Source organism: uncultured Winogradskyella sp. (assembly GCF_947498005.1).
Taxonomy (GTDB): domain Bacteria; phylum Bacteroidota; class Bacteroidia; order Flavobacteriales; family Flavobacteriaceae; genus Winogradskyella.
Window position 1 is genome coordinate 621,356 of sequence record NZ_CANMIW010000001.1, and the last position, 24,997, is coordinate 646,352.

At 32.4% G+C, this 24,997-nt stretch carries 22 protein-coding genes; 7 read left to right on the forward strand and 15 right to left on the reverse strand.

What is annotated here, in order from left to right:
• Positions 1 to 70 precede the first annotated feature (70 nt).
• Together Q0891_RS02710 and Q0891_RS02715 are read right to left on the reverse strand one after the other, a co-directional pair.
• On the reverse strand, positions 71 to 751 hold the full coding sequence (locus Q0891_RS02710; RefSeq protein ID WP_299098527.1) for a DUF2490 domain-containing protein: 681 nt from the start codon (positions 749 to 751) through the stop codon (positions 71 to 73).
• Positions 738 to 1,379 carry a hypothetical protein gene (locus Q0891_RS02715; RefSeq protein ID WP_299098528.1) on the reverse strand — a complete coding sequence of 214 codons (642 nt, stop codon included), beginning with the start codon at positions 1,377 to 1,379 and terminating at the stop codon, positions 738 to 740. Before Q0891_RS02715 ends, Q0891_RS02710 begins: the two co-directional genes overlap by 14 nt.
• Before the next feature lie 185 nt (positions 1,380 to 1,564).
• Between Q0891_RS02715 and Q0891_RS02720 the strand changes: the two genes are divergently transcribed.
• Positions 1,565 to 1,924, forward strand: coding sequence for a nicotinic acid mononucleotide adenyltransferase (locus Q0891_RS02720; RefSeq protein ID WP_299098529.1), 360 nt, complete (start codon positions 1,565 to 1,567; stop codon positions 1,922 to 1,924).
• Between the two features lie 81 nt (positions 1,925 to 2,005).
• Here Q0891_RS02720 and Q0891_RS02725 read toward each other — a convergent pair whose 3' ends face one another.
• Together Q0891_RS02725 and Q0891_RS02730 are read right to left on the reverse strand one after the other, a co-directional pair.
• Positions 2,006 to 4,831: a TonB-dependent receptor gene (locus Q0891_RS02725; protein WP_299098530.1), complete on the reverse strand. Its 2,826-nt coding sequence runs from the start codon at positions 4,829 to 4,831 to the stop codon at positions 2,006 to 2,008.
• Between the two features lie 63 nt (positions 4,832 to 4,894).
• Entirely contained in the window at positions 4,895 to 6,166 is a 1,272-nt protein-coding gene (locus tag Q0891_RS02730) for a hypothetical protein (protein WP_299098532.1), read from the reverse strand.
• A 250-nt stretch (positions 6,167 to 6,416) separates the two neighbouring features.
• On the opposite strand from Q0891_RS02730, the gene dgt reads away from it, so the two are divergent.
• Together dgt and Q0891_RS02740 are read left to right on the forward strand one after the other, a co-directional pair.
• Complete coding sequence (gene dgt / locus Q0891_RS02735) at positions 6,417 to 7,754, forward strand: dGTP triphosphohydrolase (RefSeq protein ID WP_299098533.1); 1,338 nt, start codon at positions 6,417 to 6,419, stop codon at positions 7,752 to 7,754.
• An 88-nt stretch (positions 7,755 to 7,842) separates the two neighbouring features.
• On the forward strand, positions 7,843 to 8,019 hold the full coding sequence (locus Q0891_RS02740) for a hypothetical protein (protein WP_299098535.1): 177 nt from the start codon (positions 7,843 to 7,845) through the stop codon (positions 8,017 to 8,019).
• On the opposite strand, the gene Q0891_RS02745 is transcribed toward Q0891_RS02740, so the two are convergent.
• Both Q0891_RS02745 and Q0891_RS02750 read right to left on the reverse strand, forming a co-directional pair.
• A complete protein-coding gene (locus Q0891_RS02745) occupies positions 7,987 to 9,780 on the reverse strand; it encodes a 1-deoxy-D-xylulose-5-phosphate synthase (RefSeq protein ID WP_299098536.1) in 1,794 nt (597 codons plus the stop codon). The two genes, Q0891_RS02740 and Q0891_RS02745, sit on opposite strands and share 33 nt — an antisense overlap.
• A gap of 22 nt (positions 9,781 to 9,802) precedes the next feature.
• Positions 9,803 to 10,738 (reverse strand): energy transducer TonB, encoded by a 936-nt coding sequence (locus tag Q0891_RS02750; protein WP_299098537.1) that lies wholly within the window; start codon positions 10,736 to 10,738, stop codon positions 9,803 to 9,805.
• 79 nt (positions 10,739 to 10,817) lie between these two features.
• On the opposite strand from Q0891_RS02750, the gene Q0891_RS02755 reads away from it, so the two are divergent.
• Both Q0891_RS02755 and Q0891_RS02760 read left to right on the forward strand, forming a co-directional pair.
• Positions 10,818 to 11,267, forward strand: a complete 450-nt coding sequence (locus tag Q0891_RS02755) for a nucleoside deaminase (RefSeq protein WP_299098538.1) — start codon at positions 10,818 to 10,820, stop codon at positions 11,265 to 11,267.
• A 17-nt stretch (positions 11,268 to 11,284) separates the two neighbouring features.
• Positions 11,285 to 11,746: a hypothetical protein gene (locus Q0891_RS02760; protein ID WP_299098539.1), complete on the forward strand. Its 462-nt coding sequence runs from the start codon at positions 11,285 to 11,287 to the stop codon at positions 11,744 to 11,746.
• A 121-nt stretch (positions 11,747 to 11,867) separates the two neighbouring features.
• Here Q0891_RS02760 and Q0891_RS02765 read toward each other — a convergent pair whose 3' ends face one another.
• The 8 genes from Q0891_RS02765 to Q0891_RS02800 form a co-directional block, all read right to left on the reverse strand.
• A complete protein-coding gene (locus Q0891_RS02765) occupies positions 11,868 to 12,059 on the reverse strand; it encodes a cold-shock protein (RefSeq protein WP_173279522.1) in 192 nt (63 codons plus the stop codon).
• 190 nt (positions 12,060 to 12,249) lie between these two features.
• Positions 12,250 to 12,495, reverse strand: a complete 246-nt coding sequence (locus Q0891_RS02770) for a hypothetical protein (protein ID WP_299098541.1) — start codon at positions 12,493 to 12,495, stop codon at positions 12,250 to 12,252.
• 33 nt (positions 12,496 to 12,528) lie between these two features.
• Positions 12,529 to 14,307 carry a chloride channel protein gene (locus Q0891_RS02775; protein WP_299098542.1) on the reverse strand — a complete coding sequence of 593 codons (1,779 nt, stop codon included), beginning with the start codon at positions 14,305 to 14,307 and terminating at the stop codon, positions 12,529 to 12,531.
• Positions 14,308 to 14,354: 47 nt separating this feature from the next.
• Entirely contained in the window at positions 14,355 to 16,109 is a 1,755-nt protein-coding gene (gene aspS, locus Q0891_RS02780; protein ID WP_299098543.1) for an aspartate--tRNA ligase, read from the reverse strand.
• A 136-nt stretch (positions 16,110 to 16,245) separates the two neighbouring features.
• Positions 16,246 to 19,782, reverse strand: coding sequence for an efflux RND transporter permease subunit (locus tag Q0891_RS02785; protein ID WP_299098544.1), 3,537 nt, complete (start codon positions 19,780 to 19,782; stop codon positions 16,246 to 16,248).
• On the reverse strand, positions 19,775 to 20,962 hold the full coding sequence (locus Q0891_RS02790; protein WP_299098545.1) for an efflux RND transporter periplasmic adaptor subunit: 1,188 nt from the start codon (positions 20,960 to 20,962) through the stop codon (positions 19,775 to 19,777). The genes Q0891_RS02785 and Q0891_RS02790 overlap by 8 nt, the downstream gene beginning before the upstream one ends.
• 6 nt (positions 20,963 to 20,968) lie before the next feature.
• On the reverse strand, positions 20,969 to 22,315 hold the full coding sequence (locus Q0891_RS02795; RefSeq protein WP_299098546.1) for a TolC family protein: 1,347 nt from the start codon (positions 22,313 to 22,315) through the stop codon (positions 20,969 to 20,971).
• Positions 22,316 to 22,318: 3 nt separating this feature from the next.
• Positions 22,319 to 22,921, reverse strand: a complete 603-nt coding sequence (locus Q0891_RS02800) for a TetR/AcrR family transcriptional regulator (protein ID WP_299098547.1) — start codon at positions 22,919 to 22,921, stop codon at positions 22,319 to 22,321.
• 152 nt (positions 22,922 to 23,073) lie between these two features.
• On the opposite strand from Q0891_RS02800, the gene Q0891_RS02805 reads away from it, so the two are divergent.
• Together Q0891_RS02805 and Q0891_RS02810 are read left to right on the forward strand one after the other, a co-directional pair.
• Entirely contained in the window at positions 23,074 to 24,048 is a 975-nt protein-coding gene (locus Q0891_RS02805) for a polyprenyl synthetase family protein (protein WP_299098548.1), read from the forward strand.
• Positions 24,048 to 24,398, forward strand: a complete 351-nt coding sequence (locus Q0891_RS02810) for a hypothetical protein (RefSeq protein WP_299098549.1) — start codon at positions 24,048 to 24,050, stop codon at positions 24,396 to 24,398. Before Q0891_RS02805 ends, Q0891_RS02810 begins: the two co-directional genes overlap by 1 nt.
• Here Q0891_RS02810 and Q0891_RS02815 read toward each other — a convergent pair.
• The gene (locus tag Q0891_RS02815) at positions 24,395 to 24,943 is read right to left on the reverse strand and encodes an alpha-ketoglutarate decarboxylase (protein WP_299098550.1); all 549 of its coding nucleotides are present in this window, start codon (positions 24,941 to 24,943) and stop codon (positions 24,395 to 24,397) included. The two genes, Q0891_RS02810 and Q0891_RS02815, sit on opposite strands and share 4 nt — an antisense overlap.
• Between the last annotated feature and the right edge of the window lie 54 nt (positions 24,944 to 24,997).

A 24,997-nucleotide genomic window follows, 5' to 3' on the forward strand; every position in this document is an offset into this window, starting at 1 on the left:
ATCTAATTGTTATTATTAAAAGTTGTCATTTCATCCAAATAAATTGAATTTTAACGACGAATTTTAGAATTTATACCTTTAGAATATAAGATGTAAGAATAAATAATTTGTGTTCAGTATTAATGTTTAAAGCTTCAAATCGATATTCAAAACCAAATTGAAATTTAGACTTTTTTGATAGAAGCCAACCCATTTGGTATGTAGCTCTATGATCTAATTCTGGTTTTAATTTAGAACTTGTACTAAGTAATCCTTCCATTGATGCTACCAGATAAGGCTCTCCAATATCTAGTTTTTCACCATTTAGCGGAAAATCTATAGCAAAACGGTAACGCGTGCGCAAAATAGTAAGGTCTTTAAGAAAGCGTTGCTCAGTTCTAAATCTGTGGCCAAAACGAATAGCATTCTTTTTTTTGGTATAATTAAATTGTTGTACCAATCTAAGTTCGTCGCTTCCTTCATCTATAGATTCTCTTATTCTATATTGTATACCTAAGCTAAGACTGTGGTTATAATCTAAGGCAAGCGTAGAAAAATGAACTAAATCTATTTGTCTATTTATAAAACTGAAGGACTCATCTTGATACAAATAATAACGACTTTTAATGGCAAAATTAGTCTTATATGTGCTATTAACTTTGTGGTTTATGGAAAAAGCGGTTTCGCCCAGTCCTTCAAAATCGTTTTGAGAATTAAGGTTTAGACCTAATAAAATTATATGTAGTAAAAGTACTTTTTTAATAGAGTACATGCTCGTAAGATGATGGCTTTAAGATTCTATACTTTAAAAATTCACCTTTGTTATTAAAAGTGAATTCTCTTGTGTCTTTTCCTTTATTTGATTTTACTTCCGCAATTATTTCGTAATTAGGTAAGACGTTTGTTTCGTTTTGTAGAAGGTTATTTACAAAGTTTAAGCGATCAAAGTCTGTAGTATAAACAAATTGCTTTTGAATTTTAATGAATTTATGCTTGAGATAAGTTTGAGATAGGTGTGATTCAATTTTTCCTTTGGTCAAAGGATTGATTGCTCTTAATTGAGCTACAACTTCAATATCCTCAATTTTTCCTTCTTCAGAAAATTCTAGACTGTAACGTTTTTTATTGAATTTAAATTTAAGTTCAAAACTGCGTTTGCTGCCATCAGTTTCCAAAAAGTATTTTAAACGTCTACATTTTTCAGGTAAATTTTTAATGACTTCTTGAGCCAATTCAGGGAAACTAGACAATTTAATCCGTGTTTCTTTTTCGTTTTTTGTTTGACCAAAAGCTGAATGATTAAATAAAATAAAGCAGGTCACCATCAGTATCGATCTTGCTAGCATGTTGTCAACGGTTATCATGGTTATTGTACTTTTATTAATTATTAATGATTTCAAAATTAGTGTTTTTTATAAAATTCATCTTTTAATATGAGACGGATTGTTAATCTTAGTGGCATTTTAAATTATTGATAATCAGACATTAATGATTCTAATGTTAATATAATGTTATGTAAATGTTGTTCAAATGTAAAATTAATGTTATATTTGTAAAGTAAATATTAAATTAAACCCAAATAGATATGAAAAATTTAGTAATGATATTAGTGATGCTAAGTGTAAGCTTCACATACGCTCAAGATAAAAATGAAACAAAATTAGAAAAGAAAGGCGATTTAACTATTGCTACCTATTATCACGAAAGTGGAGAAGTATCTCAAACGGGTGCTTTTGATTCAGATGGTAAATTACAAGGTGAATGGACTAGCTTTGATGTTGATGGGAATAAAGTAACGGTTGGTACTTACGAAGCAGGAAAAAAAGTTGGTAAGTGGTTCTTCTGGGAAGGTGATTCTTTAAAGGAAGTTGACTATATCGATTCTCGTGTTGTGAATATTAACAAATGGGACAACAAAACTAAAGTGGCTATTAGAAATAGATAGTTAATAGATTACATAAAAATAAAAGGCTTTCTGATTTTCAGAAAGCCTTTTTTGCTTTTAGGAATTATGTGTTCTTAAACCTTAGAATTTAAAAGAATAACCTAAAGATATTTCTGTGCCTGGATCTCTTAATGAGAATGTTTGATTAGATGCTTTGTATGACTCGTATTCACTTAATCTTTCGCTACCTAAGATATTAGTAACTTTTAAGTCAATAGAAGATTTTTTACTTTCTCCTAATGTCTTATTAAACGTAAAGTTTAAACTATTAAAAGATTGCGTATATACATCTGGTACTAAACCAATACCAACAACTTCTAAAGTTGGGCCTTGTACATTAAAAAATAAACCAGTCTGTAAACCTAAATCTGAATTGTTATAGTCTAAGCCAAGATTAATTAAAAAAGGTGCTTGCCCTTGTAAATCTCTTTCTCTTTCTACAGTTTCTCCATCTCTAGCAGCAAGTGTTCTACTTTCAAATTCACCATCAGACATCGTTAATTCAGACGTCATGAATGAAATATTAGCGTTTAATTTCAAATTATTTAAACCTTCAGATAAGAAACCTAATCGTTGTCTTAATTCAAACTCAATACCATATACTTTAGCGTTTCCTAAGTTATCTACTGTAATTTGAGTTGGTGCTTGTAAAAAGAATGATTGCTCGATAGGATCAGTAAGATCTTTATAGAAACCACTAACAGCAAACATTTGTCCATTTTCACCAAAGCGTTCAAATCTTACATCAAAATTATTAACATACGTTGGAGCTAAATCAATATTACCAATAAATAAACGACTTGTAATAGGATCAAAAATTTGTGCCACAGAAGCCTCTTTAAAAGAAGGTCTTGCTGTTGTTCTACCATATGATGCTCGTAAGTTAATATCATCATTTAAAGCATATATTAAATTGGCAGATGGAAAAACATCAAACTCATCTAAAATAGGTTTTCTATCATAAACAATTGTATTGTTTTGACCTGTGTAATAAGAGCTGAAATATTCAGTTCTTACACCTAATACTGTTTTTAATTTTTCTGAAAGATTAAATTCAGTAGAGAAATAAGTCGCTCCAATAGTTTGCTCACCTTCATAAGCATCGTTAGCATTAAATTGATCTCCAAAAACTAAAAATGTACCATTATCTGTAGTAGGATTCCAAATATTGTTAGGGTTTAATAATTGGTCAACATCTCCACTTGCTATAAAAGCGTCATCACCAGCAATATTAAATGTATAATCATCAATGCTAAAGTCTCTAAATTTATACGTGTAAGCACCTCCAAATTTAATCTTTGCACCACGACCAAATAACTCTATGTTTTTGTCTAGGTCTACTTTGCCAGACCAGCTTTCTTCAATTAAATTTCTCCAAAGTTGAATTGGAAACGTAGAGGCAGATGGACTAATAAATGAATCACCATTATCAGCTTGCTGTAAAGGCGTAATTCTATGATCTTTATCCATTACTTTAGAAAACGTAGGTGCTATTTTCCATTCTAAATTCATTGGGTTTTCTTTATCACTTAAGCGATGCGTCCCAGAAAATAAAAGGTTTGTTACAGAACGTTCTGTATAGGTAATGGCATTTTTAGTTAAAGGTTCTAAACCTCCACCAACAGCATCTTGAGATATAATCTGATCATAAAAACCAGCACTAGATTCTCCATTTTGAATATGTAAAAAGTTAACCTTATATTTAGATAAATCTGTTTTATAAGTTAAACCTAACATACCATTCATAATAACGTTGTTAGTTCCTTCTGCTCCTTTTGAATCAAATACTGAGCTTAATTCATTGTTTCCAGAATCAGCAAAATTCTTTACAAAAGCACCATCTTCTCTATTTTTATAAAACGTAGTTTCATTTTTATAAGAGAAAGACGCTAAATAACCTATTTTGTTATCACCTAAGTCGTACTGATTTCCGAGTGTAAACCCAAAATCAAAGTTCATTCCGCTAGTTTGTTGTTTAGCTCTAAGTTCTTTAGAAAATCTATCAGTTAACGTCGTTAATAGTAATCTATTTTCAAAAGTACCAGGTATTTGTTGGTATCTGTGAATAGGTAAACTTCTTGTACCATCATCATATCCAAAAATATCTGTATCACTTCCGGTAGAGGTTAAATAGTTGTTGTTGAAGTGCATATCTGGATTGTAACCCATTCCTAATGACAACGTATATTCTGCTCTAGAAGGGAAATCTTTAGTTACAATATTTACGAGTCCACCAGTAAAATCTGAAGGATATTCAGCAGATGCAGATTTTATAACGATTACATTTTCTAAAATATTAGTAGGAAATAAATCCATCTGAATTGTATTTCTATCTGGATCTAAACCAGGAATATCAATACCATTTAAAATCGATTTAGTGTAACGGTCACCTAATCCACGCACGTAAACATACTTACCACCTTGGATAGAAACACCAGGTACGCTTTTTACAGCACTTGCAACATTACTTGCACCAGAGTTTTTAATGGCTTGTGCAGAAATACCATCCATAACTACTACAGATTTTTTCTGTAAGTTAAGTACGGCACTTTCAGTATTTCGTTTTGTAGACGTTGTAATTACTACTGTGTCTAAAGAGTTAGTTTCTAATAGAATATCTAATATAACCGTTTCTCCATTTTTTATAACAACATCAGTAACTTCTTTAGTTGTGTAACCAACAAATGAAAATACTAGAGTATATGTACCCTCTTCTAATTCTAATTGGTATTTTCCGTCAAAATCAGAACTAATTCCAATTGATGTTCCTTTTACCAATACATTAGTAAAGGCCATTGGCTCACTAAATTCATCATCAATAATAGTACCCGTAACTATACCTTGTGCAAAGGAAAAAAATGTAGCTAGAAAGAAAACAAAAACTAAAGCTTTTTGTATATTTTTCATATTAATATTTAAATAGCCCATCGACTAATAAATAATCGATGGGCAAAAAGTTAATTGTGATTTTTAGAAGCCTAAACCTGCAGCAGTATTTGCGTATGTCCAGCTTAAGTTTGAAGTCGTAGCTCCTACAGTTTGAGAACCTGCTGTTACAGCCGTAGCAGTAGAACCAAATCCAGTTACCGTTACTGTTTCTGCTTTGTTAACAAAAATATCAGCAGCAGTAGCAACACCTGTTGGTAAAACTATTTCCCAAGCTCCAAATGTGATTAAACCATCGTTGTAATTAGTAGCAACACCATCGTTGTCTAATTCTACATCAGATGAATCTTTAAATCCGTATGCAAAAATGTTACTTGTTGTTCCCATTGCGTTACTTCTATAATCAGCGTACTCACCATTTTCTGTAACTGTGTTACCAATGATAGTTGCATTTTGTAAAGTAAATGAACCAGTAGCAGTTCCTTCAGGACCATCAATTTCAAAAGCATGATCAGAATAATCTCCTAATACAACAACAGCATTATCAATAGTGCCAGAATAAGCTTGGTCAATATCTAAAGCATCATCACCTTGAGCCCATACTAATAAATTAGAAGCATCAACAGTTCCACCGAAAAATTCAATACCGTCATCTACGTTTCCAACAACTTCTATATTGTTAATTACAGTACCAGAACCTACACCACCAAGTGTTAATCCATTAATTTCGTTTCCTTCTCCAATTAATGCACCACCATGACGAATAGAGATGTATTGCAAAACACCAGAGCTATCAGCAGCATCAGAACCGCCATAAAGTCCAAATGTATCAGCAGCAGGAATTCCTTCAATTTGAGCTTCAGTAATATCACCAGAAAAAGAACATGGTGCATAACCTAATACAATTAATCCACCCCAAAGACCTCTGTCATTTTCATCTAAGTTTGTACCTGCAGTTTCACCACAAGAAATATCATCACTAGTAGATGTAAAAATAATTGGTTGGTCAGCAGTACCTTGTGCATTTAATGTTGCACCTCTAGCCACGATTAAAGCAGAAGCTAAAGAACCAGTACCAGCAGAACCTTTAATAATTGTACCAGGATTAATTGTTAAAGTAACACCTTCACTTACAACCACTTTTTGGTTTAATTGGTAAATGTTATCAGCAGTCCATGTTGTACTTTCTGTAATAGCACCTGTAACTGCAACGATTGGACAATCTACTGTTCCACCACCATTATCGTTAATGTATATTGTAGTTTCTTCTATTATTATAGGAGTATCATCATCTTTAAAACAGCTAGTAAATACTAGTGAAGAAGCGATTAAAGTAATTAAAAGTAATTTTTTCATGAGTAAAAATTTATTGTTCAGTTTGATTTGTTCATTTTACGCTGCAAAGAAACTATCATTACTTTGTTTCAAGGTTATATAAAAATTAATGATTTGTCACTAAAAGGTTAGTTTATTGTTAGCTAAATATTAAGCGAATTTATATTAAGGAAACAATGGCTTAACATTGAAAATTTTAGCATCTAACTTTGTATTAAATAATCGATTGTATAGCAATTTATTTATCTTGCATCTATCTAAGACTATAACTATGAATTGGGAACAATTACTGTCCTTAAAACGCTTTGGCGACACTAACAAAAGATTAAGAAAAGAACAAGATGAAACACGTTTAGGGTTTGAGGTAGATTATGATAGAATTATATTTTCTTCTGAATTTAGAGGTCTACAAGATAAAACTCAAGTTGTGCCTTTATCAAAAACCGATTTTGTTCATACCAGATTAACACATAGTCTTGAGGTCAGTGTTGTAGGAAGGTCGTTAGGACGCAAGGTTGGGCAAATGTTATTAAAGAAACATCCGCATTTAGCTAGTGTACACGGTTATACAATGAATGATTTTGGTGCTATTGTAGCTGCAGCCGCTTTAGCTCATGATATAGGTAATCCTCCTTTTGGTCATTCTGGCGAAAAAGCCATTGGTGCTTATTTTAAAGAAGGAGATGGTGCAGATTTCAAAAGCTTTTTAACAGATAAAGAATACCAAGATTTATGTGACTTTGAAGGAAATGCTAACGGATTTAAGATTTTAACCGAAAGTAGAGAAGGTCGTGAAGGTGGATTGAGATTGAGTTATGCAACCTTAGGAGCTTTTACAAAATACCCAAAAGAATCCTTACCCAAAAAGCCAAGTGCTCATATAGTAGATAAGAAATATGGGTTTTTTCAGAGTGAAAAGCAAATGTTTGAAGATGTAGTAACGGAATTAGGTTTAACAAAACGCAGTGAAAATAATTTGAGTTATCAACGTCATCCTTTAGCGTTTTTGGTAGAGGCTGCGGATGATATCTGTTATACAATTATTGATTTTGAAGATGGTATTAACCTTGGATTAATTCAAGAAGAATACGCGTTAGAATATTTAATTAATTTAGTTAGAGACAGTATTAAAACCGAAAATTATAATGCTTTAAGAACAACTGAGGATAGAATTAGTTATTTAAGAGCATTAGCAATTGGTAGATTAATTAATGAAGCTGCTTCACTGTTTATGGAACATGAAGAGCGCATTTTAGCAGGTAAATTTGAAACAGCATTATTAGATGTTAGTCAATATAAAGCCCAAATAAAAGATATAATTAATATTAGTATTAAAAATGTATATCAATCTAAGGACGTTATAAATAAGGAAATTGCAGGCTACGAAATTTTAAATCAGCTTTTGGTAGCTTACGGTAAGATGGCATTTCGTTATTTTGATGGCAACATCACTAATTACGACAAGCTGCTTTTAAATAGCCTTCCTGAAACTATTAAATTAGGCACTGATTCTTTGTATAATAATCTTCTGGCGATTTGCCTTTATATTTCAAAATTATCAGACACTAATGCGATGTTATTACATAAGAAATTGAAAGGTCAAATTTAACAGAAAGTGCATTTCATCGAATAAATTTGTTTTTTAGCGATAAATAGTTTTAATTTACCTGATATTCAAGCTATTAAAAAACCTACTTATGAGAAATAATATACTTGGAGGACTAGTTATATTCTTTGTTGTTGTGACTTGCCTTTTGATGTTAGATGATATTTCTAGCCCAAACACGGAAAATTATTCAGTTAATAAACCTGCGGAAATTGAGCAGTCTGTTGAAAATTCATCAGAAATGGCTGTCGTTGAGAGAGAAGAGTAATTGTTCTATTTCTTTTTTTAATGATACTACATCTAAGTGCTGAAGTTTATTTAATTGCTCTGTTGTACCATGTTCTACAAATTGATCTTCAATACCTAGGGTCACTATTTTTTGACTATAATTATTGGCATTAGCAAAAGCTAAAATAGAACTGCCAAATCCGCCAATGATTGTACCATCTTCAACCGTAATAATAGCATCATAATGCTGAAAAACATTATGTAATAATGTTTGGTCTAAGGGTTTTATAAACTGCATATCATAATGCCCTACGTTATGTTCTGTATCTATTTCTTTTATAGCATTTTCTATACTATGCGCAATAGTGCCAACGGAAAGTACCGCAACACTTTCTCCTTCGCTTAAACAAACACCTTTACCAATTTCAATTTTTTCAAAAGGTCTTTTCCAATCTATTAAATGACCTCGACCTCTTGGATATCTTATGGCGATTGGGAAATCAATACCTAATTGAACTGTATACATTATATGTCTTAATGCAATAGCATTTCTTGGTGCAAAAATCACTAAGTTAGGGATACAATTTAAATAGGCTAAATCAAAAACGCCATGATGTGTTGCTCCATCTTCGCCAACCAATCCAGCTCTGTCTAGACAAAAAATTACAGGTAATTTCTGCAAAGCCACGTCATGTATCACTTGGTCATAAGCACGCTGTAAAAAAGTAGAATATATGTTACAAAAAGGAATGAGTCCTTGTGTTGCCATACCAGCCGCTAAAGTAACGGCGTGTTGTTCTGCTATACCAACATCAAAAGCACGATTAGGAATGGTTTCCATCATATATTTTAATGAACTTCCGGTTGGCATTGCAGGCGTAATACCTACAATTTTTTCATTCTTTAAAGCTAATTCTACAATGGTTTGCCCAAAAACATCTTGATATTTTGGAGCGTCTTGATCTGAGTTGTTTTTTACAACTAACTCACCTGTTTTCGCATCAAATTTTCCAGGTGCATGATATTTTACCTGGTTTTCTTCAGCTTGTCTTAGGCCTTTACCTTTCGTTGTAATGATGTGTAAAAACTTAGGACCTTTAATCGTTTTAAGTCTCTTTAGTTCTGAAATCAAAGTTGATAAATCATGACCGTCAATGGGACCAGAGTAATTGAAATTTAGAGCTTCAAAAATATTATCTTGTTTCTCAGTCCCTTTTTTTACGTTGGTTAAATATTGTTTTAAGGCACCAACGCTTGGATCAATTCCAATAGCATTATCATTTAAAATGACTAAAAGATTAGCATTGGTAACTCCAGCATGATTTAAACCTTCAAAAGCCATTCCGCTTGCAATTGATGCATCTCCAATCACTGCGATATGGTGTTTGTCTTCGCCATTTAATTGCGAAGCAATTGCCATACCTAAGGCTGCAGAAATTGAGGTAGACGAGTGACCAACACCAAAGGAATCGTATTCACTCTCGCCACGTTTTGGAAATCCACTGATACCATTAAGTTGTCTGTTAGTGTCAAAAATTTCTTTTCGTCCAGTGAGTATTTTGTGACCATACGCTTGGTGGCCAACATCCCAAATTAATTCGTCATTTGGTGTATTAAAAACGTAATGTAAAGCAATAGTTAGTTCTACAACGCCTAGACTTGCCCCTAAATGACCTTCCTTTGTTGCAACGATATCAATAATAAAGTCCCGTAACTCTTTCGCAAGATGAGGTAAGTCTTCTTGATTAAGAAGACGTAAATCATTAGGTAAATTAATTTGTTTTAAAAACGACGTTTTCACATTGTAAAAATACGAGATTTTATTAGTCTTCGACTATAAATACAATTGGTAAAGAATAAACAACGCCAATGTTTTTTCCGCTTTGTTTGCCTGGAATAAATTGTGGTAATAGTTTAATGACACGCTTTGCCTCATTTTCTAATTCTAGATGTGTAGCTCTTGCCTTTATATTGGTAACGAGCCCATTGTCATCGATTTTAAATTGCACTATTATTCTTTGTTTACCTTTTAAATTTAGTTGCTTACCAATAGCTTTATTAAAATTATCAATAATGATCTCTTTAATTTTATTAGTCATGTATGTCTTCTTTTCAGAATTTGAAAGATTATTGGGTGTGCCTTTAAATTCTGGTGGCTGCTCTACAACTATATAGCCAACAACAATTTCATCATCTATGATTTCTTCAGTGTTTTCGACATTATTTAATTCTACAGGTTCGTTTTCTGAAGACTTTTCAATAACCACAACGCCTGTTAGTATAGGAATAGGTGGTTTGTGTTTTTTAGAAGGTGTTTGTTTGTAATTATCGATAAGAGGTTTAACCGTATCTGTTTCAAGTTTACAATCTGTTTCAGGTTTTGTTTTTAATGAATCTACAACTTCAACAACATCAATCTTTTTAGTGTTTCCGTTTTGGTCAGAACAATTGAATAATGTCGTTCCCATAGCAATGAGTAATACTAAAAGAAATAACTTATGAAAACTGGTTTCTTGTTCAATTAATTGCTGAGGAATTTTAATTCTTATTTCTTCGAGTTGAGAAATTTTAAATCGGCCACATATATTCTTTTTGCTATTGAGTGCTAAATATTTTTTTACATGTTCTTCAGGCATAGTAGTAAAATCAATGACCGTTTTTGAACACGATTGGCAAAACCGACCTTTTTCATTAGATGTCATTTTAGCCCAATCTTCATGGCATGGTTTTGGAATAGAAATAGAATAGTTAGATTTCATAATTGATGGCTTTGTTTGATAGCATCAAATTTCTTGCCGCGATTAATCATTATAATTTTGAAATTGTATTTTTACAACTATGATAAATCCTTATGACGATACCTACTTTATGAAAAAAGCGCTTCAGGAAGCTGAAATTGCTTTTGAAAAAGGGGAAATTCCGGTTGGCGCAGTAATTGTAGTAGAAAATAGAATCATAGCAAGAACGCATAATTTAACGGAGTTATTAAATGATGTTACGGCTCACGCAGAAATGCAGGCTATTACATCTGCAGCGAACTTTTTGGGAGGAAAATATCTAAACAAATGTACGCTGTATGTTACTTTAGAGCCATGTCAGATGTGTGCAGGAGCATTGTATTGGAGCCAAATTTCTAAAATAGTGTTTGGAGCTTCAGATACACAAAGAGGATACAAAATAATGGGTACAACATTACATCCCAAAACAGAAGTAGTTAGTGGTGTTTTGGCAGAAGAGGCATCAGCTTTAATGAAACGTTTTTTTATAGAAAAACGGAATTTGAATTAATTTAAAATATATTAATCATGAAAATAAAGACTTTAATATTACTAGCCTTAATAGTTACTTTTGGATGTAAATGCAATAAAACCAGTACCGAAATGGTAAACAAACAAGTTGAAGCGACTCTAATATCTAAGGGAAATCTTTACGGTTCAGGATCTGAGGGTCTTGAAAAGCAAAATTTAGTTATTACTAATGAAAACGATTGGACCCAATTATTAAATCAAATAGATTCCGTAAATAAAGTATCGTCTGGTTTTAGTGAAACTAAGATTGATTTTTCAAAATATGATGTTATTGCCGTTTTTGAAAGCGTAAAAGGTAGTGGAGGACACAAAATTGATGTTGCAGTCTCAACAACTTCAGATAATAAATTGATTCAAGTGAAGCATAGTGCTCCAATAGGAAATGCAACTAGTGTAATGACACAGCCTTACTATATAGCAAAGATTTTGAAATCAAAATTACCAATAGTTTTTGAGTAGAAGGCTCAATTAATTAGGAATAAAGGTGGTGTAATTGGTTAACAATTAGTTTTTTAGTTCGCAATAGGGCAAAAAAAACGCCCAACCATAGGTTGAGCGTTGAAACTAATAAGATATATACTTATAGTACCTGCACGTTTGCAGCTACCATTCCTTTTCTTCCTTCTTCTTCATCGTACTCTACGTTGTCACCTTCACGTAATTCTACGCCATTAAGGTTTGATACGTGTACAAAGATGTCTTTTCCTGTTTCTTCGTTGGTAATGAATCCAAATCCTTTTGAATCATTAAAAAATTTAACTGTTCCAGTCATTATATAATATTATAAAAATTAAAGTGCAAAGATACTATAAAAATAAACGCTAATGTTAAGAAATCGTTTTATTTTGAGATTTAGCTTCAATATTGAGAGTCAATGAGTTAAGTTGATTTTTAAAAAGCTTTGTTAAGTCCTATTATTAAAGGATTTCAAGTGTATTTGTGATTTGTAGGAAATTTGCGAATTATTTTCTCAAATCACGTTGGTTTTCACGCATTTTGTCAAGATTCTCCTTCGTTAGCATATAATCTTTAACATCTTTGTCTTTCCATCTGTAATATGAAAACAATGGAAAAACAACAAAAAACAAGCCGAGAACACCAAATCCTATAAGTTTCTGTTTGTAGTCTACTTCTAAAATTAAACCACAGATAATACTGGCAAATGAAACTAGAAATGCAATAAATGCTATAATCTTAATAGGCTTCATTGAGATAATTTTATCATGGATTTTTAAATAAATCTAAGATGTAAAGTTAATTAATTCGGTTCTATAAGCCGTTAGTAATTTTGATTTAGACACAAATCCATAATATTTATTGTTTTTTATAACAGGTAAATTCCATGCATTAGAATCTTGAAATTTTTTCATCACTGTTTGCATGGAATCTTTTTCATAAATAATATATTCTGGTGCTTGATGCATAAAAGTTTCTACAGTTGTAGATCGATAAAGTGATTGATCAAACATCACAGAACGAATATCATCTAATAAAATAATACCAACAAACATGCCTTTAGAATCTGTAACAGGAAATAGATTTCTACTAGATTTTGAAACGCCTTCTTTTAACATATCTCCTAAGCTCATTTCGGGATGTAGAGCTATAAAATCTTGCTCTATTACAGAGTCGAGTTTCATCAAGGTTAAGACGCTTTGATCTTTATCTTGTGTTAATAGGGCTCCTTTCTCCAACAATTCTTTAGTGTAAATGGTGTGATCTAAACCATTTTTATTAATTATAAATGACATGGAAGCCGTAATCATTAATGGTACAAATAATTCATAACCACCAGTAATTTCAGCAATTAAGAAAATAGCTGTTAATGGCGCATGAAGCACACCTGCAATAAGACCAGCCATACCAATTAAGGTAAAATTAGCTTCGGATACTGAAAAGTTCAGTCCGCAATTATTTATCACTTTGGCCACAACATTACCTAGAGCACTTCCCATTACTAAAGTCGGAATAATTATTCCACCAGTTCCACCTGCAGCAAAAGTAGTAGTCATGGCAATAGCTTTAAATAATGTTATACCAAAAAGTAAGGCTATTACAATCCAAATATTATCTAAGTGTTCATCAAATGGAGTGTTTCCTAAGGCTTTAATATCGTTTCCTAACATTAAATCATTAATAAAACTAAAACCTTCACCGTAGAGTGGTGGAATAAAAAAGAGCATCACACCAATGGCTAAACCACCAATTATAAATTTATGCTGAGCTGATTTAAAACGATTGAAAAACCCAGTAATAGCAAAATATATTTTTGAAAAATAGATGGAAGCCACGCCAGTACCAATACCCAATAGAACATAGAATAAGGTGTCTTTAATCATGAATTTTTCTGAAACTGTAAAGTTGAAAAGTACACTGTCTCCTAAAAAAAAGTAAGAGGTAATAACCGAAGATACAGAAGCAATTAACAGCGGAAGTAAAGAAGCGAACGTTAGGTCTAAGCTAAAGACTTCGATAGCAAAAATAATGGCGGCAATTGGCGATTTAAATATAGACGCAATAGCTCCTGCAGCAGCACAGGCAATTAAAAGACTTCGTTTTTTTCTGTCGATATGAAGTGGTTGACCTAAATTAGAACTTATAGCTGAAGCTGAAGCAATCGCAGGTCCTAGTAAACCGACCGAACCTCCAAAACCAACGGTCAATGGAGCCGTAATTAAAGGTAAATAAATGTTCTTTTTATCAATAATACCTCCTCGTTTTGATAACGAATAAAGTATTGAGGGTATAGCATGTCCACTTGGTTTTTTTGAGACATATTTCACAAATAAGTAAACCAACAACAACCCAATAACAGGCAAAATAAAATAAAGCTGATTATTTGAAAAGTAAATTCCTTTTTCTAAAAAAGCTTCTATAGCAAAAGTGACATTTTTAATGGTTACGGAAACAATACCAGCTAACAATCCAATAATTAGACTTAACAGAAATATAAAGTTCTTTTCAGAGACATATTTATATCTCAATAGCAATAAACGTTTATATAGTTTTGTTTTTGGCATTACTTAAATCTACTAAAAAATCCTGCAAAAAGCAGGATTTTAATTGTTTAAGATTTTAAATTAAGTTTCAAACTCAATTCTTCAAGTTGTTCATCATCAATTGGTGCAGGTGCATCAATCATCACATCTCGTCCCGAATTGTTTTTAGGGAATGCAATAAAATCTCGTATGGTTTCTTGGCCTCCTAAAATGGCAACCAATCTGTCTAAACCAAAAGCTAAACCTCCATGTGGTGGTGCGCCATACTCGAAAGCATCCATTAAGAAACCAAACTGTGCTCTAGCATCTTCATCAGAAAACCCTAAGTGTTTTAGCATGATGGCTTGAGTAGCTTTGTCATGAATTCTTATAGATCCACCTCCAATTTCATTTCCATTCAATACTAAATCGTAAGCATTAGCTTTTACATCACCAGGATTGGTATCTAACAATTCTATTTGTCCTGGTTTTGGCGATGTAAACGGATGATGCATGGCATGGTAATGGCCAGTTTCTTCATCTAACTCTAATAATGGGAAATCTATAACCCAAAGAGGTGCAAATACTTTAGGATCTCGTAAGCCTAAACGTTCTGCTAATTCCATACGTAACGCACTTAGTTGCGCTCTTACTTTATTAGTATCTCCTGATAGTACACAAACTAAATCGCCAGCTTTTGCTCCTGTTGCTTCTGCCCATTTAGCTAAATCATCTTGATCGTAGAATTTGTCTACTGAAGATTTAAATGTGCCATCGTCATTACAACGACTATAGATCATGCCTAAAGCACCAACTTGTGGACGCTTTACCCATTTTATTATGTTGTCAATTTCTTTTCTCGTGTAACTATTTCCTCCTGGTACTGCAATACCTACAACCAATTCAGCACTATTAAAAACACCGAAATCTTTGTGTTGTGTTACCTCGTTAAGCTCGGCGAACTCCATTCCAAATCTAATATCTGGTTTGTCATTTCCGTATAAACGCATAGCATCGTCATAAAGCATTCGCGGGAATTTTTCAATCTCAACACCATTTACTTCTTTAAGTAAGTGACGCGTTAAACCTTCAAAGACATTTAGAATATCTTCTTGTTCTACAAAAGCCATTTCACAATCAATCTGCGTGAATTCTGGTTGTCTATCTGCACGTAAATCTTCATCTCTAAAACACTTTACAATCTGAAAGTATTTATCCATGCCACCAACCATAAGCAACTGCTTAAAAGTTTGAGGCGATTGTGGAAGTGCATAAAACTGACCTTCGTTCATACGAGAAGGTACCACAAAATCACGAGCACCTTCTGGTGTAGATTTTATTAAATATGGTGTTTCAACTTCTATAAAACCATCTCCTGAAAGATAATTTCTAACTTCTTGAGTCACTTTTGATCTAAAGATTAAGCTTTCTTTTACAGGATTACGTCTAATGTCTAAGTAACGATATTTCATTCGTAAATCGTCGCCACCATCAGTTTTATCTTCAATAGTAAAAGGTGGAACTAATGAACTATTAAGCACTATTAATTCTGAAACTAATAATTCAATTTCGCCTGTTGGAATATTAGGGTTTTTTGAAGCACGTTCAATCACAGTGCCTTTAACTTGTATAACAAACTCACGTCCTAATTTAGATGCTCGATCCATTAAGTCTTTAGAACTGCGTTCTTCATCAAAATAAAGCTGAGTAATACCATAACGATCTCTAAGATCGAGATAAATCATAAACCCTTTATCTCTTATTCCTTGAACCCAACCCGAAAGTGTAACCTCTGTATTGCTGTGTGATGCTCTTAATTCACCACAATTGTGACTTCTGTACATAATGAAATTTTAATTTTACTCATCATTGCGAATGCATAGATGAATGCGGTTGCAAATTTAAGGAAGTTAAATGAGTATAAAATAAAAAGCCTCAACAATTGTTGAGGCTTTTTGTCTAATTTATCTATAGTTTGTTCTAGATGGTGTTTTCATCTAAACTTTCGTTAATAACAAAGGATTCTTGAGGTCTAACTTCATAAGTAGAAGCCACTCTAGATTTATTCATCCACATTTTAAGTCTTACACTTAAATAGAAAAGGATAGGAACAACGATTAATGTTAAGAATGTTGCAATAAGTAATCCGTAAATTACAGTCCAAGCTAATGGTCCCCAAAATACCACGTTATCTCCACCCATATAAATATTTGGATCAAAATCGGCAAACAGCGTAAAGAAATTAATATTTAATCCAATTGCCAAAGGTATTAGCCCTAAAATAGTTGTAATGGCTGTTAATAAAACAGGTCTTAAACGTGCTTTTCCTGCTTTTACAATGCTTTCAAAAAGATCTTCTTTTACTAATAATTGATCTTCATGTAAATCGAGTTCGTTTTTCTTTCTATCTATTAGTAGTTGTGCATAATCTAAGAGAACAACACCATTATTTACCACAATTCCGGCTAGTGAAATAATACCAACCATAGTCATCATAATTACAAAGGCACTTCCAGAGATTACGATACCTCCAAATACACCAATGAAACTTAAGAAAATAGCGATCATTATAATCGTTGGTTTAGAAACAGAGTTGAATTGAAATATAAGGATGAAAAATATTAAACCTAAACCAGTAAAGAATGCACCCATTAAGAATGCCATTTGCTTATTCTGTTCTTCAATTTGACCTGTGTAGTCAATATGGATATCTTCAGATAAACCTTCAAAGCTTTTCATTTCATTCTGAATCTGAGTTACAATAGCACCTGCATCTGTAAAACCTGGCGCTAATGCGGAATAAACAGTTACAACACGCTTAGCATCTTTATGCTTAATAGCATTAAAACCAGAATTATTTTTTTGTTTTGCAACAGCAGATAATGGCACTTCTTTAAGTTGACCAGTATTATCTCTAAACGTTATATTCTGGTTAAATAAAGCACTAGTGTTGTATCTGTTTTCTTCATTGAAACGCACATAAATATCATAGTCTTCTCCATCTTCCTTATAGATACCAGCCTTAGATCCAAAAATTGAATTTCTCAGTTGACTACCAATCTGAAGTGCACTAACACCTAGTTCTCCTGCTTTTTGTCTATCAATTTCAACCAACATTGTTGGTTTATCCTTGTTAACATCAATTTTAAGTTCATCAATACCAGCTACATTTTTAGAATTGATAAACTCACGCATTTTTTCTGCTGTAGAAATCAATTCTACATAATCATCACCTTCAATTTCAATGTTAATTGGCGAACCAGCTGGTGGTCCGTTAACATCTTTTTCAACCGAAATAATAACACCAGGATATATACCTACTAATGCAGTTTGAACTTTTTGACGTAAAATTTCACTGTCTTCACCACGACGGTATTTATACTCTCGTATAGAGGCTGTAATCTTAGCTTTATGAGGCATTTCTGCGGAAGAACCTGAATCTGTATTAGGATTTCCGGCACCAGCACCAACTTGTGAAACCGCACTTTCTACTAAGAAATTCCTATCACCATCCATATAATAATCATTATTGATTACATCATATACTCGGCTTTCTATTTGCTTAGTTATAGCATTAGTTTTTTCTATTGCTGTACCTTCAGGATATTCTATATATACAATAATCTGATTTGGTTTGTTGTCTGGGAAAAACTCAATTTTAGTTCGTTGTTTAGACACTGAAATTCCAAAGGCAACAAATGAAGCAATTAATAGAAGAACTGTAGATGCCGTTAGAATTTGAGGTTTCCAACCAGAAAGTGCCCAACGTAATTGACGCTCGTACCAATTCTCTAATTTTACTAAAGATTTGTTTTGGAAACGATTTGCCCATTTTCTAATAAAGAAACGATAAGCCCACAACATAATAGCTGTAAAAATCATTATGGTTCCTAAACCTCTATACGCTCCACCAAACACAAGAATAAGTATACCAATTACGGCAACAATAATTGTAGTTCTTATAATTTGATTAATAGGCATGTCTTTATCTTCCGTAGTCATATATCTCGATACTAAAACCGAGTTAAAAAATATGGCCACAAATAAAGATGAGCCTAATACAATAGATAGCGTTATAGGTAAAATTTTCATAAACTCTCCCATGATTCCTGGCCAAAGCCCTAAAGGAACAAAGGCGGCAACAGTAGTCGCTGTAGAAATAATAATAGGAAATGCAATTTCTCCAATACCTTTTTTGGCAGCTTCAATTCTGGTCATGCCTTCCTCTTCCATGAGTCTATATACGTTTTCAACAACCACAATTCCGTTATCTACCAACATACCAAGTCCCATAATTAAACCAAAAAGCACCATAGTATTTAAACTATAACCAATAAGGTTTAATATCATCAATGACATAAACATTGACATTGGTATAGCAAACCCAACGAAAAGCGCGTTTTTAAATCCTAAGAAGAACATTAAAACTGTAACTACTAAAATAACTCCAAAAATGATGTTATTTACCAAATCATCTACTTGTCCTATTGTTTTTTCAGATTGATCGTTAGTGATAGAAACCACTAAATCTTGAGGAAATACATTTGCTTTAGCCTCTTCTACAATCACTTGAATTTGCTCAGCCGCAGCAACCATGTTTTTTCCTGCTCGTTTTTTTACATCGAGCATTACTACAGGTTTTCCAGATTTTCTAGCAAAGGTTGTTTTATCTTCTTCTTTAAAAGACACAGACGCAACATCCTTTAAGTAAATAGCGTTTCCATTCTCTGCTTTGACTACAAAGTTTTCTAATTCTGATGGTTTTTCTATTTCTCCAATGATTCTAATCGTTCTGCGTTGACCACTACTTTTTAAGTTACCAGCAGATTGCGTTACGTTACCATTATTAATGGCACCAAGTATATCACTGAATGTTACTTTTGCAGCCATCATCTTATAAATGTCTACAGCAACTTCGACCTCTTTTTCTTGAGCACCTCTAATATCTGCCTTTTTAATTTCTTGAAGATTTTCTATTTCATCTTGAAGATATTCAGCAAAATCCTTTAATTTTTCAATAGGATAATCTCCTGAAATATTAATGTTTAGAATTGGCATTTCTTCAGAAAGACTTAATTCAAACACATCTGGTTCTACTTTTGCACCATTAAATGTTGGCCAATCCTCACTAGAGGTTTCTGTATCAATTTCGTCTTTTACCTTTTGTAAAGCACCTTCTACAGTGATACCTTCATCAAACTCAACAATTAGCATTCCGTAATCTTCTTGAGAAGTCGATGTTGTTTCTACAACGTTACTAACGGTTTTTAATTTGTCTTCTAATGGATCAATTATTAGTTTTTCAATATCTTCTGCGGTATTACCAGGATATACTGTACTCACATAGATTTTAGTTTCGTTTACCTCAGGGAAATTTTCTCTAGGCATGCTAAAAAAAGCAGAGATCCCTAAATAAAAAAAGACTGCGATAAGAACATACATCGTGGTTTTGTTATTAATTGCCCACGAGGACATCCCAAATTCCTTCTCGGTATTTTTTTTCTTATTACTACTCATTGCCTACTTCTTTATAGCTGATTACCTCTACTGACTGTCCGTCTTTAACACTACGAGCACCTTCTTTTACGATTTCTGCTCCAGATTCTAAGTTCTTAAGAACCTCAATAACATCACCTTGTGTTTTTCCGGTTTCAATAATAATTCGTTTTGCTGTACCAATACCTTTTCCATCTTTATCAGTTACTACGTAAACATATTGTTCTCCATCTGCATTTTCTGAAATCACACTTTGTGGAATTAAAATGGCATTTTCACTTGTATAGTCATTGATTTTTAAACGCGCTGTAAGATTAGGCTTAATGTCCTTGTCTTTGTTAGCAACTTCAATTTCTGCTCTAAATGTTCTGTTAGCAGGATTGATAAAATCACTTGCTTGACGAATTTCGGTTTCAATTGTTTTTCCTAGAACAGGTATTTCAACCACAACCTTCTTACCCTTAACAACATTAGATATATAACTTTCTGGCACTTCTACCTCAATGTACATATCATCAAGATTTACAATACGCATTAACTGTGACTGGCCTGCCGCAACAACACTTCCTTGTTCTGTAATAACATCATCGATAGTTCCAGAAAAAGGTGCTTTAACTGTAGTCTTTGCAATTTGCTGTTGTAATTGGCTTACGGCTTCTTGCTGAGATTCGTATGTTGACTTAGCTTGTAAATACTGAATTTCACTACCAATGTTCTGATCCCAAAGACGTTTTTGACGCTCATAAGTCGTTTTTGCTAATTCGGATTGAATTTTTAACTGCGCCACTTGTTGGCTTAATCCACCATCATCAATTTTGGCAAGTAATTGTCCTTTTCTAACTTTTTGACCTTCCTTTACATAAACACGTGTTAAAATACCATTGTACTCTGGTGTGATAGTTAATAAGTTTTTGGTAGTAACATTACCTTGAAGTTCTAATTGGTGCTCAAATTTTTCTGTTTTCGCGGTAAGCGTTGTAATTAAGGGAATGTTTTGAGTCGTATCTAAACTTTTTATTTTCTCGTCTAATTGTTTTATTTGATCATTAATAACTTGTTGCTCATTTACTAATTCGCCTCGTTTTTTACGAATAGTTTCTAAGCTGTTACTTTCTAAGACTTTTGCTGTAGAATTCTTTTTCTCGCCTCCACACGAGACTAGAAGTAACGTGATGATTACAATTGAATATATGTTTTTCATGATTGATTAATTTAAAATTGTAGTGTTTAATGCAGTTTCTAAAGTTGCTTTGGTATTAATAACATCTAGCATGGCTTGAAGTAACTCTTGCTGTGCTGTATATAATTGGGTTTGTGCTTGGCGTAACTCAAAACTAGATCCAATACCTTCAAAAAACTTGGTTTGATTTTTTGTTTCTATACGCTCTGCAAGGTTTAAATTTTGCTTTTTGTTCTCGTAATCCTCAATAGCAAATTGATAATCACTTTTCGCTGATGCTATCTGAAGTTTAATACGTTGTTCCGTTTCGGTTAATTCAGTTTCAGCTTTTTCAAGATTAATTTTTGCACGTTGTGTAGATGCATTTCGCATACCAGAACTAAAAATTGGGATATCTAAGCTTACGCCAAATAATGAAGAGCCAAACCAATCTTGACTTTTCTTAGTAAAATTAAAGTCATCGCCAAAACCAGAATAACCGCCATTTATAAAAGCGTTAAGTGTTGGTAATGCTTTACTTTTTTCTAATTTTAATAATAATTCTTTTGAGGTTTTATCGTTCTCAGCGATTAAGTAATCAATAGTAGCTTCAGGATTATTGTCAGCCTCTAATATTGATAATGAAATATTTTCATTAGTTAACGTTTCAAGATTGTCTGTTAAAACTAAATCATTATAAATATCTAATCCTAACGTAATATTTAGCATTTGATAAGCTAAAGTTTTTAATCTCTCAACATTATTTAAATTACTTTTTACACCAGATAATGTAATTTGTAGTTGCTCTACACTTTCCTCTTCGCCTAATCCGTTTTGGTATATTTTTTCAGTTTCAAAGAGGTTTTTATCTAGCACTTCTATATTGCGTTCTAAAATTTGAATACTTTCTTCTGCTAAAAGAACATTTCCGTAAGCTTCAATAACTGCTTTTCTAACTTCTAAATCTGTTTTAATTTTAGCGTTTTTTGAAATTTCTAAAAATACTTTTGCAGATTGTAAACCTACTAAATAAGACCCATCAAATATTTTCTGATTTAAAGTAGCAAAGGCAGTCATACTTTGTTTTGTGCCAAATACAACTTCTTCGTATGTTCCTGGAGTACCTCCAAAAAACTCAGCAGGAATAACCGAAATTTGTTGCTTTAAAAAGTTTTGATAATCTATACTTGCGCTTATTTGTGGCAAACCTGTTGCTGTAGTTTCCTTTTTCTGTTGTTTTGCAGCATCGATATCTCGAGCAGCATTTATAGCAGACCTATTATTTTCTAAAGCAAAGTCAATAGCTTCTTGAAGCGAAAGATTTTGAGACAGTTCTTGCGAGTAGCCCATTTGAAAAATAATGAAACCTACAACTATGATAAGTGTTTTTTTCATTGTTTAATTTTGATTGATATGTAATTGTGTTAGTGTTTCTAATCCTTTATTTGAGCAAATACCTCTTAAGTGGTATTCGAGATAATTATTCATTAATGTTGGCATAGAGAATTGCTCTCGAGGAAAAATATCCTGATCTTTTAATGAAACCATATTGTTAAAGTACAAGCGTGCTACAAAATCAATTTCTATAGAATCTCTATAAAGATTTTGAGCTATTCCTCTTTCTAAATTTTGTGTTACGCAACCTAGCATCTTTTCAAATTGCTTCCCTTTTAGAGTAGCATAAATTTTTGGATAATACTTTTGCAATTGATATTGAGGCGATGATTTTTCGTCCTTGAGGTTGTGCATCACAAAACGCTTAATTTCATAAACTTCTTCAATAGGGTTTTTATTCAAAGCACATATCTGGTCTATGCCACAAGCAATATTTTCAAAAACATTTAAAGCTGTTGCTTCAACTAACTTCGTTTTGTTCTTAAAATGCTGATAAATGGTTTTTTTAGAAATCCCCATTTCGTTAGCAATATCATCCATGGTAACGCTCTTAAAACCTAGGTTTAAGAACAAGTCAGTAGATTTTGTTATTATTTTTTCCTTCATTTTATTAAGTCCCGTTGGGTCAGAATCGTTTTAATAGAGGTGCAAATCTACAATAGGAAACTTTAAAAACCAAAAAAGTTTCCAAAGTTTTAATATTTTTTTAACACGGCCAATGTTAGTTTATAATATGTATAAAACATTATTTTTGTTACATGGAACATATTGAAAAGTACCAAGAGTCCTTTCTAAAGTATTTAGAAGGTTTTACAGTAAATAAAGAGCCACAAAATCTTTATAGTCCTATTAATTATATTTTACAATTAGGTGGTAAACGATTACGACCAGTTTTAACCTTAATGACTGCTGAGGTTTTTGGGGGAACTACTGAAGTAGCGATGGATGCGGCTTTGTCTATTGAAGTGTTTCATAATTTTTCTTTAGTACATGATGATATTATGGACGACGCTCCTTTACGAAGAGGTAAAGAAACAGTTCATGAAAAATGGAATCTTAATACAGGTATTCTTTCTGGTGATGCCATGTTAATTATGGCTTATCAATTATTTGAAAACTATGAGGCCAATACATTTAGAGCGTTAGCTAAACTCTTTAGCAAAACGGCATTAGAAGTTTGTGAAGGTCAGCAATATGATATTGATTTTGAAACTCGAGATGACGTAACCATTGCTCAGTATCTACAAATGATAGAGTATAAAACGGCAGTGTTAGTTGGTGCCGCTATGAAAATGGGAGCTATTGTTTCAAAAGCATCAATTGAAGACCAAAATGCTATTTACGAATTTGGTAGACTTTTAGGTATTGCATTTCAATTACAAGATGATTATTTAGATGCTTTTGGCAATCCTGAAACTTTTGGAAAACAAGTTGGTGGCGATATTATTGAAAACAAAAAGACTTATTTATATATAAAAACCTTAGAGTTGGGATCTGATGATGATGCACTTAATTTAAAGACTTTTATGTCTATTTCTGAATTGTCTAATGAGAATAAGGTAGAGAAGGTTAAAGAACTATTTATAAATTCTGGTGCAGCAGAAGCTACTCAGAATGCTGTAAAGGATTATACAAACAAAGCTTTTGATGTTTTAGAAACTTTAAATATTACAGAGGACAAGAAACTGTTATTAAGAGTATTTGGTGAACAATTAATGACCAGACGTGTTTAATGAATTTGCCATCTAATTTTGAAGATCTAATTACAGAAGCAGAAGGCTTGAACCTGTATAAAAAATTAATTCTTCAGCTTAATAAAGATTTACTATATGCTAATATAGATTTAGAATTTGATGAAGAAACCTTGCCTACGAGTTTAAAATTTGTGTTACAAGAAACCGTTTTTAACCTCATAAATTCTAAATTCTCAGACTATCTTAATTTGCTTTATATCGTAGATGTTTCTGAATTGAAAATTAAAGAATTAGATGGGAGTGATGCTGTAAAATTATCGGAAGACGTAACGTTTTTAATTCTTCAACGCGAATGGCAAAAAGTTTGGTTTAAGGCGAAATTTTCTTAAAAGTAAAAACGGACAAAAGGCATCCAGGCCTCAGAGTAGATACTTTTATCTTCATCATATAATACATCATATCTTATACCAATCGTTACATTATTACTAGAGTAACCAAGACCTAAAAATAAAGCAGGATACCAATAGTCATCATCTGCATTAGTAACAAAATTTTGGTTATAATTTCTACTGACATGTAATTGTTCAAACTCTGTAGATATTTGTACGAGTTCATAAGGATTAAATAATCCAATAACACTTCCTCCTAATACAGTAGATTTAAATAAGTCTTTTTGAGAACTATACGAGAAATTGAGCCCAACTCCTGTTGCTATATAAGGACTAAATCTATATAATGCATTTGGCGAAACGGCAGCGCTAAAAAAACCATCTCCAAAATTTAAACCTAAACCACCACCAAATTCTACGTTATTCCAAAATTCATTTTCAGTATTAGAATCTTGCGCAAATGAAAATAAAGTAAAAAAACATAATAAAAGAAGACTTAATTTAGTTTTAATGTTGCATAAATGCTTATAATTTGTGATAGTCATAATTGTTTTTTCAATTTGTTATAAATATAATAAAACCTTATCTATTTTTAGTAA